Raw genomic sequence first — 12,455 nt, 5'->3', positions numbered from 1 at the left:
TTGGAGTGGACTGCGGGAAGTCGAACGCGAAACCGCCGAGTGGGTGCGCTGGTACAACTACGAACGCCTTCATTCGTCGGTCGGATACCTGCCGCCGGTTGAATGGGAAGCCCATTACACTGCCGCGATAACCCGGCAGGCCGCCGCGGCCTGACGCCCAGCCTCACCCAGGCCCGGGGCGGTTCACCACCGACCAGCCCAGACACGCCGCGATCACCCGCGGGTCCGGCTCCGGCCACCGCTCCAGCGTGTCCGCGCGCGCCCGGGCGGTCTCGAGCATCCAACACGCCCGGCGCCACTCGTCATGCACCAACCGCGCCTGCCAGGCCACCAACCCGGCCTCGCACTCCTGACCGGGCAACTCACGCGGGTCGGTCCACGGCACCGCCGGCGGCGAGGTGTCGAACACCCCACCACCACCCGAGAACCCCACCTCCACCGCCATGACTCGAACTGTAGTTCGAACCCCCGACAGTCACCGGCACCCCGAAACCCCAGGCCAGGGCCGAGCGCGACGCGAGAGGTACACCAGGCAGGAATCCGGCCCAAAGAACCTGCCTCACGTACACCTCGCGACCCCGAAACCCACGACAAGCGCCGAGATCACGAATCGGTCACGATCCGCCTCAGGCCAGGTTGCGTAGCTCCGGCCAGGCCTCGGCCCACGGTCGGGACGGCGTGCACACGGCGAGCAGCACCCGGTCGTTCACCGGAGCGACCTCCGGCCCGACGTACATCGGCAGCGGCACCAGCCGACGGCAGAACCGGGGCGCCCACTTCACGTCGCCCACGAGCAGCGCGTCGGCCGAGCCCGGCGGCACGTCGAAGTACCCGAAGCCGCGGTGCGTCGAGTACACGGGCGTCGGCAACCCGTACCGCGGGCCCTCGTGCTCCAACGCGCTCGCGTACCAGTAGGAGTAGGCCATCACCACGGTCCCGGGCGGCAGGGCGTGCCGCTGCCGTGCGACGCTGGCCGCGAGGTCGGACCAGCCGATCTGGCCCATCGTCTCGAACTCCGTCGTCGCCCGCCACGACGCCGGACCGAACGGCAGCACCCAGAGCACCGTGAGCACGGCCGACACGACCACCGCCGCCGGGTGGACCGCCCACCGCCACCACACCCGACGTCGGGAACGGGACGACGAGCAGACCGCGACGGCTCCCGCCGCGATGAGCACCGCGTAGAGCCCGGACAGGTAGTAGGGGCGGCCTCCCGCCGCCAGCAGCACCACCGTGACCAGCAGGGACGCCCATCCGAACGACCGCCACGGGCGCAACGGCGGGTACCGCAGCAGCGCCCACCCGCCGAGCAGCACCAGCACGGCACCCGGCGCGAGCCCCGCGTAGTAGAGGGCCCGGGGCAGGAACTCCCACCGGTCGCCGAACAGCGACGACTCCCCGGCCACGACCGAGCCCATCCGCAGCTGGGGCCACCCGTGGGTGGCCTGCCAGACGAGGGTCGGGACCGTCGAGGCCGCCGCCAGCCCCATCCCGACCCAGAGCAGCGGCCGCCGGAACAGGCGCCGGGGCCCGGCCACCGCGATCCCGACGACGAGCCCGCCGAGCAGCACGACGATCAGCACCTTGCCGAACAGCGCCACGGCGACGACGAGCCCGAGGGCGAGGAGCAGACGGTCGTCCGCAACGCCGTCGCGCTCCTGGCGCAGCCAGCGGGCGAGCAGCCAGAGCACCACGGCCCAGCACACCGGGTCGACGGTGGACGTCGCGAGCAGGTGTCCGGTCGCGAGCAGGTACGGGCTGATCGCGGTGACCGCGGCCGCCAGCACCTGCGCCCGCCGGCCACCCCCGAGCTCCCGGGCGATCAGTGCGGCGACGACCGTGCCCGCCGCGGTCAGCAGCGTCGCCGGGAGGCGCAGGACGACGAGGTCGCCCGGCGCCAGGTGGTCGAGCGCGGCGGCGAGCAGCGGGAGCAGTGGCGGCTGGTCGGCGTACCCCGCGCTCGGTCGCGCACCCGCGGAGAGGAAGTAGTACTCGTCGCCGAACCACCCGTAGCGCGCCGAGACCGCTGCGAGCAGCACCGCGACCCCCGCCGCGATCGCGAGGACCGGGCCCCGGGCGAACGGGGCCGACGGGGCCGGCGCGGTAGCCGACGGACGGACGGACAGCGGGGGCAGGTCGAGTCCGCGCGCGGGTGTCGTCGTCATCCCGCCTCCACCGGTCCCGTCGCGTGTCCGGGCGAAGGTAGCGGGTGGCCGACCTGGGACACTGACCGACCGTGGAGCTCACGCACAGCTGGTCGCGGGCGGTGCCGGACAGCTCACTCGGCGTGCTCGCGGGGCTCGCCGCCCGCTACGAACTGCGCGAGACCCGCAACGCCGCCGCGATCCTCGCCGCGACCGCGCCCGAGGAGTTCGCCCAACTCTGCGCCGTGCTCTCGGCCTTCGCGCTCTCGACCGTCGACCTCATCGAGGCCGGCGGCAACGAGTCCAAGCTGGCCGCCCGCCTCAACGCCGACTTCCGCGGGCGGGGCTGGCGCGAGGGACGCGTGGACACCGTCGTGCGCTCGGTGCTCCAGGTCCAGCCGTGGGCCCCGGCGGGTGAGCACGAGGTCGTCGAGCGCACCGACGAGGTGCGCAACGAGGGCTACAAGGTCGACAACGTGAAGGGCCGGGTCGCGCTCGACGTCGAGTGGAACGCCAAGGACGGCAACCTCGACCGCGACATCGGCGCCTACCGCAGCCTCTACGACGCGGGCCTGATCGACGGCGCGGTGCTGCTCACCCGCACGCACGACGACCTGCGCGAGCTCGCCCGCCGCCTCTCCCGCGCGGCCGGGCAGTCCGACGAGCAGATCCGCAGCCGGTTCTCGACGTCGACGACCACGCACCTGGGCAAGCTGGAGTCGCGCATGACGCGCGGGGACGCCGGCGGGTGCCCGCTGCTCGCGGTCGCCATCAGTGCCCGGTGCTTCCTTCCCGACGACGGGTCGGTGCCGGTCGCGTGGCCCGGTCACCGGGAGGAGCAGCCGGTGCTCGAGGGGTGGGCCGGATGAGCCCGCACGACGACGGGCCGAGACTGTCGGACCCCCTCGCTAGCGTGCCCCCCGTGACCGCCCCGCCGCTCGACCCGCCGCCCGCGCCGCTCCGCCGCCCCCGGGCCGACCCGTTGCGCGCCGACGTCACGCCGGTCGAGTCGGTGCCGCTGCCGACGGTCGAGGGCGGCTGGCCCTGCGTGCTGGCCGACCCGCCGTGGCGGTTCACCAACCGCACCGGGAAGGTCGCGCCCGAGCACCGGCGGCTCGACCGGTACGACACGATGACCGCCCCGGAGATCGCGGCGCTCCCCGTGGCCGACGTGGTCGCCGCGAACGCGCACCTCTACCTCTGGGTGCCGAACGCGCTGCTCCCCGAGGGCCTCGCGGTGATGCAGGGCTGGGGCTTCCGCTACGTCTCCAACCTCGTGTGGGCGAAGCGGCGCAAGGACGGCGGGCCCGACGGTCGTGGCGTCGGCTTCTACTTCCGCAACGTCACGGAGCTGATCCTCTTCGGCGTCCGGGGCTCGATGCGCACCCTCCCGCCGGCCCGCCGCCAGGTGAACATGATCGAGACGGTGAAGCGGGAGCACTCGCGCAAGCCCGACGAGGCGTACGACCTGATCGAGGAGTGCTCGCCCGGCCCGTACCTGGAGATGTTCGCCCGCTACCCGCGGCCGGGCTGGACGGTGTGGGGCGCCGAGTCGGCCGAGGACGTGACGCCCCGCGGGCGCCAGTACCCGGCCTACCGGTCGACCCCCGGAGGCCCGAGCTGACCTGAACCTGACAGAGATCTGACACAGCGTCACCCCAACGCGCTAAGGGTGACCACGTTCCGTCGTTCGGACGCCAATTCCGACCGCTTGACCGCTCTGTGCCAGCTGGTTATGGCGCTCATCGGCCACTCTCGGTGAGAATGCCGGGCATGACGAAGACCCCCGACCTGGCGCGCAACCAGCGGGTGACCGGCGCCGAGCGCGAGAAGCTGGGCAGCGAGCTGCTGAAGCGGTACCAGAAGGGCGCGAGCATCCGCGAGATCTGCGCCGACACCGGCTACAGCATCGGGCGGGTCCGCCGGCTGCTCGTGGACGCGGGCGTCGAGTTCCGCGGGCGCGGCGGCACGCACGGGCGCGCGCGCAAGAAGGCCGAGTAGCCGCGCGCGGACCCGCCGGGCCGGTCGGTCAGCGCCGCAGCCGGGTGAGCAGGTTGAAGCCGTACTTCAGCCCGACGTCCAGCCGCGAGCCGTCCGCCGGCAGCAGCCCGAGCTGACGCGCGAACTGCATCTGGTCGAAGATCACGAAGTTCGACACGATCTTCCCGTCCCGCACGGTGAAGTGGTCGACCCCGTCGAGGTCGAGGCGCGCACCGGTCGGCTCCACGCCCTCGAGCGCCGCGCCGGTGTGGGTCCCGGTGAGCGTCCAGCGGACGAAGACCTGCTCGCCCTCCTCGACCATGGCCTGCATCGTCAGGGTCACGTCCGGGACGGCCGCGAACAGCGCCTCGAAGTACCCCTCGATCTCCGTCGCCCCCCGGTAGGTGGCGGTGGGCATCCGCTCGCGGGTCTCGTCGGTCCACACCGCGCGCAGGGGCGCCGCGGTGTGGGTGTTGAGCACGTCGAAGGTCCAGCGCACGACCTCGCCGGGGGTGGCGTCGGCACCGGGCGGCGTGGGGGCGGGCGGACCCGCGCTGCGCGACATGGCTGGGAACCTAGGGCCCGGCCGGTCCCACCGCGCGACGGCCGGCACAGCGGTGAGGGATGTCCACATCGAGAAGTGGGCACCTGCGCGCCCATGAGCTCCCAGACTCTCGCCCAGTGGGTGTCCGCGATCGGCAGCGCCGGATCGCTCCTCGGCTTCGCCGCCTACGTCTGGATCATGCTGCTCAATCGCAAGGACCAGGTCGAGGTGCGCCAGGAGCAGCAGGCCCAGGGCGTCACGGCCTGGCTCGACGACGGGGAGCGGCACGACCGCGACGAGGACTACGTGCTCTGCGTGCACAACGGCGGCGACTCGCCGGTGTTCAACGTGCGCTGCCTGTTCTCACTGCCGTCCAGCGACGACCAGCACGCGGTCGACCTCGCGCTGCTCCCGCCGCGCCACGACGCGGTGCGGTCGCTGCCGTTCGGCGCCGACGAGGTCTCGCGCGAGGAGCTCTACTCGGCGCCGGCGGTCCCGGAGATGCGCTTTACCGACTCGCATGGCACGCACTGGGGGCGTGACGGGCACGGGCAGCTGCACCGCGTGGAGAACCGCGGCGTGCGCCGACGCCCGGAGCACCGCTCGGACCGGGACCGGAACGAGGACACCGGCCGCGACGACTCGGACTGGGAGTCCGCGCACCGCGAGCGGGCCGGCGCCCAGTCCTGAGGCCCGTCGTCACCGATCCGGGGACCACCCCGGCGGCAGGAGCACCGAGCACGGGTCGAACACGGCCTCGGACACCGCGTCGCCCGCGCAGTCCCGCGCCGGGCGCAGGACCACGGAGGGGTCCCCGGTGACGAGCCGGTCGAACGCGTCCGCGACGTCGACCAGGTACCGCGGTTCCGCCACCCCGCGGCCGAAGTGGGACATCGCGACCAGCCCGACCTCGGGGGCGAGCGCGGCGAGGCGGGCGGTCGACGCGGCGAAGGCCCCGAGGTCGCACTCCGGCGCCTGCGCGTAGATCGGCCCGGTGTTCACGGTGTCGCCGGCGAACAGCACGCCCGCGCGGTCGTCGAGCAGGCAGAGCGAGTCCGGGCTGTGGCCCGGGGTGTGGAGCACGGTCAGGGTGCGGCCGCCGAGGTCCAGCACGTCCCCGTCGGCCAGGGGCTCGGGCTCGGGTCCCGGCGGGGGGCCGGGGTCGACCCAGCGCTCGAGGCCGTCCGGGAGCGGGCGCGGGTCGGAGTCGGCGGAGAGCAGGTGGAAGTACCGGCGGTCGAGCTCCCGGTAGGCCGCCGCGGCGTCGAGCACCTCCCGCATCCACCCGAGGTAGGAGGCGCGCTCGGCGGGGTCGATCCCCGTCGTCGACGACGGGTGGGCCGAGACGCGGGAGAACTCGGCGTTCCCGCCGACGTGATCGACGTGCGCGTGCGTGTTGACCACGTCCACCGGCCGCGAGCACACGGCCTCGACCACCGGGCGGATCGGGGCGATCCCCAGCCCCGTGTCGACGAGCACGGCCCGGTCGCGGCCCGCGACCAGCCAGGAGTTGACGTGCGAGGGCTCCGCGAGCAGCCACACGTCCGGCGCGACCGGCCGGACGTGGAACCAGGGCGGACTCACAGCTCGGTGAGGATCCGCGGCCCGTCCGGGGTGATCGCCACCGTGTGCTCGACGTGGGCGGCGCGGCTGCCGTCGGCGGTGCGCAGGGTCCAGCCGTCGGGGTCGTGGCGGTAGTCGTCCTCGCCGCCGCGGTGCAGCATCGGCTCGATCGCGATGACGAGCCCGGGCTGCAGCGTCATCCCCTTGCCGCGGCGGCCCTCGTTCGGGACGTGCGGCTGCTCGTGCATGGCCCGGCCGATCCCGTGGCCGCCGTGGTCGGCGAGCATGCCGTAGCCCGCGGGGCGGGCGATCCCGGCGATCGCGGCGCCGACGTCGCCGAGCGTGTTGCCCTTCCGCGCCGCCGCGATGCCGGCGTACAGCGCGCGCTCGGTGGTGTCGATGAGCGCGAGGTCGCCCGGGTCCGCGGTGCCCACGACGTAGCTCACGGCCGCGTCGCCGCACCAACCCTCGACGAAGGCCCCGATGTCGATGCTGACCAGGTCGCCGTCGACCAGCCGGTAGGAGCCCGGGATCGCGTGGACCACCGCGTCGTTGACGCTCGCGCAGATGACGCCCGGGTAGGGCGAGGGCGCGAACCGCGGGTGGTAGTCGAGGAACGCGGGCTTGGCGCCGTGGTCGTTCATCACGTCGTGCGCGACCGTGTCGAGCTCCTTGAGCGTCACGCCCGGGGCGCTCGCCCGCTGCACGGCGTCCAGGCAGCGCGCGACGACCCGCCCCGCCTCGCGCATCAGCTCGATCTCGGCGGGCTTCTTCAGCTCGATGGTCACGCGTCGTCTCACCGGCGCGACAGTAGCCCGCGCGTCCGACCCCGGCGCGAATCACAGCCGTGTGGTTCATCCACAGTGTGGATGGAGCCTGTGGATCGAATGACATGGGTGTCATTCGATCCCCACTGTGGACAACCCCTGGGGACAACCCGTGTGACCCGCGCCCTCGTTCGGCTCCCGGCGACCCCGGGGACCCGACGGCCATGGGTCGATTCACCGGCAAGGTCGTCATCATCACGGGCGGGGGCTCCGGGATCGGGGCGGCGACCGCACACCGCTTCGCCGCGGACGGGGCCACCGTGGTGATCGCCGGCCGCTCGCAGGACAAGCTCGACAAGACCGTCGCCGACGCCCCCGCGGGGTCGACGGTGATCGCCAAGGCGTGCGACACCTCCGACCAGGACGCGATCACGCACCTGATCGACGAGGTCGCCCGCGAGCACGGCCGGTTGGACACGCTCGTCAACAACGCCGCCGTCGCCCGCCCGGGCACCGTCTCCGACCTCGACGCGGCGACCTGGCGCGAGGTCATGGCCACCGACGTCGACGGCGTCTTCTACGCGTCGAAGGCCGCGATCGACCACCTGAAGGCCACCCGCGGCAGCATCGTCAACGTCGGCTCGGTGTCCGGGCTCGGCGGCGACTGGGGCATGGCCGCCTACAACGCCGCGAAGGGCGCCGTGGTGAACCTGACCAACGCCATGGCCCTCGACCACGGCCCCGACGGCGTCCGCGTCAACGCCGTGCACCCCTCGCTCACCGCCACCGACATGAGCGAGGGGATCCGGGAGGACGACGAGGTCATGGACAAGTTCCGCGACCGCATCCCGTTCGGGCGTCCGGCCGAGCCGGCCGAGGTCGGCGACGTCATCGCCTTCCTGGCCGGCGACGACGCCCGCTTCGTCTCCGGGGCCCACGTGCCGGTCGACGGCGGTCTCGGCGCCTCGAACGGCCAGCCGCGGATGTGAGCTGCGCCCGGGTGGGCACGCCGTGGGGCTACGACCCCACCTTCTGCTCGCCCGGTGCCAGCCACACGTACTCGTCCGGGTCGATCCGCTCGGTCGCCTTCTCGTACTCGGACATGTAGCCCGGCCAGTTCGTGATGATCCGGCCGGACTCGTCGCGGTACCAGGAGTCGCACGCCTGCCAGGCGGTGCCCTCGAAGCGGGACTGCACCTCGGCGTCAGAGGCCGCCTCGACGTCGGGGCGCACCTCCGCCGCGGCGGCGCCGCGACGGTCGGCCTCCTGCAGCGCCGTGCGCACGTACCGCGCCTGCGACTCGAGGTAGACGATGATCGACCCGCCCGAGGTGTTCGTGTTCGGGCCGTACATCACGAAGAGGTTCGGGAAGCCCGGCACCGTCATCCCCAGATGCGCGTGCGGGCCGTCCGCCCACTCCTCGCGCAGTGAGCGCCCCTCCCGGCCCTGGACCTCCATGGGGAACATGAAGCTCGTCGTCCGGAAGCCCGTGCCCCAGATGATCGTGTCGACCTCGTGCAGACGACCGTCCTTCGTGCGGACGCCCGACGCCTCGATCCGCTCGACGGAGTCGGTGACCACCTCGACGTTGTCCCGCTGCAGCGCCGGCAGCCAGTACGAGCTGAACAGCACCCGCTTGCACCCGAAGGTGTAGTCCGGCCAGACCTTGCGACGCACCTCCGGGTCGCGCAGCTGGTGCCGCATGAAGATCTGCGACTTGAGCCGCAGCACCGGCCCGACCGTGCGCGGGTGCCGGATCGACGCGGTCAGCGACTCCAGGTAGAGCCGCTTGAGGCCCCACCGGCGCAGCCGCTGCACGCCCGGGACCTTGATCAGCCGCTGCACCGACCGCGGGTAGGGCATGTTCTTCCGCGGCAGGAACCAGTTCCCGGTGCGCTGGAAGACCGACATCTTCCCGACGACGGGTGCGATCGCGGGAACGAACTGCACCGCGCTCGCGCCGGTGCCGATCACGGCGACCTTCCGACCCGTGAGGTCGTGGTCGTGGTCCCACTGCGCGGAGTGGAACTCGGTGCCGGCGAAGTCCTCGCGCCCCGGGATGCCCGGGATCGACGGCTGGGCGAGCTGGCCGGTCGCGATGACGACGGCGTCGGCGGTGTACTCGTCGCCCTGCTCGGTCTCGACGCGCCACAGCGTGGCCTCGTCGTCCCACCGGCACGCGGTCACCGTGGTGTTCGGCCGGACGAGGTGGTCCACGGAGTGCTCCCGGGCCACGGTGCGCAGGTACTCGAGGATCTCCGACTGCGGCGAGCACAGCCGCGACCACGACCGGCGCTGCGCGAAGGAGTACGAGTACAGGTGGCTCGGCACGTCGCAGGCCGCGCCCGGGTAGGTGTTCGCGAGCCACGTGCCGCCGATGCCGGGAGCGGCGTCGAGGATCGTGACGTCGGTGTAGCCGTGCGCCCGCAGTTCGATGGCGGCCCCGATACCACCGAACCCCGCTCCGATGATCACCACGCGCCTGGTCATGTCGGGAACCTACCCTGGGAGTCATGGCTGACGGTTTGTTGGTTTTCGACGGCCGGTGCGGGTTCTGCACCCGCAGCGTCGGCTGGGTGCGGGCGTTGGACCGCCGGGGCCGGATCGAGACCCGCCCCTACCAGGAGCCCGGTGTCCCCGAGTCCGTCGGCACCGACGCCGCGACCTGCGCGGACGCCGTGCAGTGGCGGGGTCCCGACGGCGTCCGGCTCGAGGGGGCGGCCGCGGTGAACGCGGTGCTCGACACCGTCACCGGCACGCGGATTCCCTCGACCGTGTACCGTGCGACGGCGGGTCTGCAGGAGCGGGTCTACCAGTGGGTGGCCGACCACCGGGGCCGGTTCCCCGGGATGACGCCGTACTGCGAGTCGCACCCCGCGGAGTGCGCGGGTTAGCTCGCGAGCCCCCGCTGCACCTGGCCCGCCACGGACATGAGCAGGGCGTCCCGGCCCGGCGCCGCCGCGAGCTGCACGGCCCGCGGGAGGCGCAGCCCGGTGTCCACGGGCAGCGTGACCGCGGGCTGCCCCGTGTGGTTGTACAGCGGCGTGTACCCGTAGAAGCGCCCCATCGAGGTCAGCGTCACCAGCCCGTTGCGCTCGGGCGGGCCCCAGCGGTCGACCTCGGGCGCAGCGCCGCGCATCGTCGGCGAGAGCAGGACGTCGACGTCGGCGAGCTGGTCGAGCAGCCGGTCGCCGAGCCGGTCCCCGTGTGCCTCCGCGGCCGCCACCGCACGCTCCGGGAGGAGGGATCCGGCCCGCACGAGGTCCCGGATGCGGGGCTCGAACCGCTCCGGGTGCTCCGCGCCCGCCGCGGCGTCGGCGATCCCCCGCAGCATCCGTGTGACGACCGCGAGGGCCGCGGCCCGTGCGCGGTCGGGCCGCATCCGCACGGGCACGACGCGGTGCCCGGCGTCGGCGAGCCGGTCGGCCGCGAGCCGCACCGCCCCCGCGACGTGCGGGTCGAGCGCGACCGGCGGCGCCAGCGGCAGCGGGTCGACGAGCACCCCGATCCGCAGCCGGCCGGGCTCGACGTCCAGGGCCGCCCGCAGCGAGGTGCCGAACGAGCCGACGGCGTCGTAGAAGGTGGCCGCGAGCGCGAGGTCCCGCGTGAGGCACCCGACCGTCGCGAGCCCGCGCCACCCGCCCGGGCCGGGCATCGTGCCCGTCGTCGGCTTGAACCCGGGCAGCCCGCAGCAGGCCGCCGGGATGCGGATCGAGCCGGCCCCGTCGCTCGCGGTCGCGAGGTCGACCACCCCGGCCGCCACCGCCGCGGCCGACCCGCCCGACGAGCCGCCCGGGGTGTGCCCGAGGGCGAGCGGGTTGCGGGTCACGCCGTGGGCGGCGGAGTCGGTGACGCCGAAGGCCGCGAGCTCGGGCAGCGTGGTGCGCCCGATCGGGACCATCCCGGCCCGGCGGATCGCCGTCAGGAAGGCGTCGTCGGCCGCACCCGCCGTCGAGTGGGCGCGACCGCCCCAGCCGGTGACCTCGCCGACGGCCGTGACGTCGTCCTTCAGCGCGATCGGCAGGCCGTGCAGCGGCCCCTCCCCCGCGGTCGGGGCGGGCGGGTCGTCGGTGATCGAGACGAACGCGTTGAGCGTCGACCGGGTCTCGTGGGCACGGCGGATCGCGTCGCGGACCGGTTCCGGCGACGTCGAGGGGGCGGACACGGGCGGCACGCTAGCGGCATCATCTCCGGTGTGTTCCGCCTCGCCCGCGTCCCCGCCACGCTGCGCGGCACCGTGCGCCGCCTGGTGGCGTTCGACGAGGGCTCGGAGGTGGTCGTCCGCCGCCGGCAGGCCCCCACGTCGACGTGCACGCTGGTCGTCGGGCTGGCCGACCCGTTGCGGGTCGACGGGGTGGAGCACGCGGCCTTCGTGACCGGCCTGACCGTCGCGTCCGCGATCACCGAGTTCGCCGGACACCAGGCGGGGGTGCAGGCCGACCTCACGCCGGTCGGCGCCCTGCGGCTGTTCGGGGTCGCGCTCGAGGGGCTCGTCGGGCTCGACGCGCTCGGCCCGGACCTCGCCCGGCTCCCCGACCGGCTCGCGGACCTGCCGTCGTGGTCGGCACGGCTCGCCACGGTCGTCGCGGTGCTCGAGCGCCGGCTCGCGACGACGGGTCGGATCCCCGACCCCGAGGTGGCCCGCGCGTGGGCGCGGCTCGAGCACTCGGCCGGGCGGCACCCGGTCGCGGCGCTCGCGGACGACGTCGGGTGGAGCCGGCGGCACCTCACCCGCCGCTTCACCGCGCAGATCGGCCTCTCCCCCACGACGGCGGGTCGGGTCCTGCGGTTCCGGCGGGCCGCGGACCTGCTGGTGCCCCCGGTCGGCGCGGGCGGCTCCACCGTGCGGATCGCGGACGTCGCGGCGGCCTGCGGATTCGCCGACCACGCCCACCTCGACCGCGAGTTCGCCGCGCTCGCGGGCTGCTCGCCCACCGAGTACCGCGCCGGGTGGAGCACGGTGGCCGTCGACCCGGCCGACGTCGTGCACGGGTAGAGGTCCCCGACGTCCAAGACGTCCGGCCGGGATGCCGCCACGATCGACGCATGATCTGCACGACGCTGCGCTCCGACGACGTCCTCGCCCTCGCGCACTGGCTCTCCGGGACCCTCGGCCTCACGCCGGGGTACGTCGCGGCCGACCACGCCGAACTCTTCTGGCACGGCGGAGCGGTGCTCCTCGGACCCCGCCGTCCGGACGACCCGTGGGACACCGGGGGCGCCGTGACCTACCTCGTGGTCGACGACCCGGACGCCCACCACGCCCGCGTGGTCGCCGCGGGCGGCGAGATCGTCCTGGGGCTCACCGACCAGGACTACGGCTCGCGGGAGTTCGCGGTGGTCGACGCGGAGGGCAACCGGTGGTCGTTCGGGACATATCGCCCGACCGAGCCGGTGTCGGATGGGACGAACCGGGCATACTGACCGTGTGAGGCGGAGGAGCACACCCGTCCTGGT

At 73.9% G+C, this 12,455-nt stretch carries 16 protein-coding genes; 9 read left to right on the top strand and 7 right to left on the bottom strand.

Translation table 11 applies throughout. The features are described from left to right. Nucleotides 1-10 precede the first annotated feature (10 nt). Nucleotides 11-154: an integrase core domain-containing protein gene (locus LN037_RS04940; protein ID WP_372460381.1), complete on the top strand. Its 144-nt coding sequence runs from the start codon at nucleotides 11-13 to the stop codon at nucleotides 152-154. Nucleotides 155-163: 9 nt separating this feature from the next. Here the strand turns inward: LN037_RS04940 and LN037_RS04935 are convergent, their stop codons facing one another. Together LN037_RS04935 and LN037_RS04930 are read right to left on the bottom strand one after the other, a co-directional pair. After that, on the bottom strand, nucleotides 164-445 hold the full coding sequence (locus LN037_RS04935; protein WP_230750358.1) for a hypothetical protein: 282 nt from the start codon (nucleotides 443-445) through the stop codon (nucleotides 164-166). A 181-nt stretch (nucleotides 446-626) separates the two neighbouring features. After that, a complete protein-coding gene (locus LN037_RS04930) occupies nucleotides 627-2,165 on the bottom strand; it encodes a glycosyltransferase family 39 protein (protein ID WP_230750356.1) in 1,539 nt (512 codons plus the stop codon). A 71-nt stretch (nucleotides 2,166-2,236) separates the two neighbouring features. Between LN037_RS04930 and LN037_RS04925 the strand changes: the two genes are divergently transcribed. From LN037_RS04925 to LN037_RS04915, 3 genes are all read left to right on the top strand, one after another. Further along, nucleotides 2,237-3,013 carry a BglII/BstYI family type II restriction endonuclease gene (locus tag LN037_RS04925; RefSeq protein ID WP_230750354.1) on the top strand — a complete coding sequence of 259 codons (777 nt, stop codon included), beginning with the start codon at nucleotides 2,237-2,239 and terminating at the stop codon, nucleotides 3,011-3,013. A 53-nt stretch (nucleotides 3,014-3,066) separates the two neighbouring features. Further along, nucleotides 3,067-3,768 (top strand): MT-A70 family methyltransferase, encoded by a 702-nt coding sequence (locus tag LN037_RS04920; protein WP_230750352.1) that lies wholly within the window; start codon nucleotides 3,067-3,069, stop codon nucleotides 3,766-3,768. Between the two features lie 149 nt (nucleotides 3,769-3,917). Beyond that, on the top strand, nucleotides 3,918-4,145 hold the full coding sequence (locus tag LN037_RS04915; RefSeq protein WP_230750350.1) for a helix-turn-helix domain-containing protein: 228 nt from the start codon (nucleotides 3,918-3,920) through the stop codon (nucleotides 4,143-4,145). Nucleotides 4,146-4,173: 28 nt separating this feature from the next. On the opposite strand, the gene LN037_RS04910 is transcribed toward LN037_RS04915, so the two are convergent. Then, nucleotides 4,174-4,689, bottom strand: a complete 516-nt coding sequence (locus LN037_RS04910; RefSeq protein ID WP_230750347.1) for an ester cyclase — start codon at nucleotides 4,687-4,689, stop codon at nucleotides 4,174-4,176. Nucleotides 4,690-4,782: 93 nt separating this feature from the next. Between LN037_RS04910 and LN037_RS04905 the strand changes: the two genes are divergently transcribed. Continuing rightward, nucleotides 4,783-5,358 (top strand): hypothetical protein, encoded by a 576-nt coding sequence (locus tag LN037_RS04905; protein WP_230750346.1) that lies wholly within the window; start codon nucleotides 4,783-4,785, stop codon nucleotides 5,356-5,358. A 9-nt stretch (nucleotides 5,359-5,367) separates the two neighbouring features. On the opposite strand, the gene LN037_RS04900 is transcribed toward LN037_RS04905, so the two are convergent. Together LN037_RS04900 and map are read right to left on the bottom strand one after the other, a co-directional pair. Further along, nucleotides 5,368-6,252: an MBL fold metallo-hydrolase gene (locus tag LN037_RS04900; RefSeq protein ID WP_230750344.1), complete on the bottom strand. Its 885-nt coding sequence runs from the start codon at nucleotides 6,250-6,252 to the stop codon at nucleotides 5,368-5,370. Next, on the bottom strand, nucleotides 6,249-7,019 hold the full coding sequence (gene map, locus LN037_RS04895; RefSeq protein WP_308286106.1) for a type I methionyl aminopeptidase: 771 nt from the start codon (nucleotides 7,017-7,019) through the stop codon (nucleotides 6,249-6,251). The genes LN037_RS04900 and map overlap by 4 nt, the downstream gene beginning before the upstream one ends. Before the next feature lie 203 nt (nucleotides 7,020-7,222). Between map and budC the strand changes: the two genes are divergently transcribed. Continuing rightward, complete coding sequence (gene budC / locus LN037_RS04890; RefSeq protein ID WP_230750342.1) at nucleotides 7,223-7,987, top strand: meso-2,3-butanediol dehydrogenase; 765 nt, start codon at nucleotides 7,223-7,225, stop codon at nucleotides 7,985-7,987. 28 nt (nucleotides 7,988-8,015) lie between these two features. Here budC and LN037_RS04885 read toward each other — a convergent pair whose 3' ends face one another. Continuing rightward, nucleotides 8,016-9,488 carry a flavin-containing monooxygenase gene (locus tag LN037_RS04885; RefSeq protein ID WP_230750341.1) on the bottom strand — a complete coding sequence of 491 codons (1,473 nt, stop codon included), beginning with the start codon at nucleotides 9,486-9,488 and terminating at the stop codon, nucleotides 8,016-8,018. Between the two features lie 23 nt (nucleotides 9,489-9,511). Between LN037_RS04885 and LN037_RS04880 the strand changes: the two genes are divergently transcribed. Beyond that, nucleotides 9,512-9,892, top strand: a complete 381-nt coding sequence (locus LN037_RS04880) for a thiol-disulfide oxidoreductase DCC family protein (RefSeq protein WP_230750339.1) — start codon at nucleotides 9,512-9,514, stop codon at nucleotides 9,890-9,892. Here the strand turns inward: LN037_RS04880 and LN037_RS04875 are convergent. Then, nucleotides 9,889-11,163: an amidase gene (locus LN037_RS04875; protein WP_230750337.1), complete on the bottom strand. Its 1,275-nt coding sequence runs from the start codon at nucleotides 11,161-11,163 to the stop codon at nucleotides 9,889-9,891. The two genes, LN037_RS04880 and LN037_RS04875, sit on opposite strands and share 4 nt — an antisense overlap. A gap of 30 nt (nucleotides 11,164-11,193) precedes the next feature. On the opposite strand from LN037_RS04875, the gene LN037_RS04870 reads away from it, so the two are divergent. Next, a complete protein-coding gene (locus tag LN037_RS04870; protein WP_230750335.1) occupies nucleotides 11,194-11,994 on the top strand; it encodes a helix-turn-helix domain-containing protein in 801 nt (266 codons plus the stop codon). Nucleotides 11,995-12,044: 50 nt separating this feature from the next. Next, a complete protein-coding gene (locus tag LN037_RS04865) occupies nucleotides 12,045-12,422 on the top strand; it encodes a VOC family protein (protein WP_230750334.1) in 378 nt (125 codons plus the stop codon). Nucleotides 12,423-12,455: the final 33 nt, after the last annotated feature.

The sequence above is a fragment of the Actinomycetospora soli genome, from assembly GCF_021026295.1.
Lineage (GTDB): Bacteria > Actinomycetota > Actinomycetes > Mycobacteriales > Pseudonocardiaceae > Actinomycetospora > Actinomycetospora soli.
This window is presented reverse-complemented; position numbering and strand designations above follow the sequence as displayed.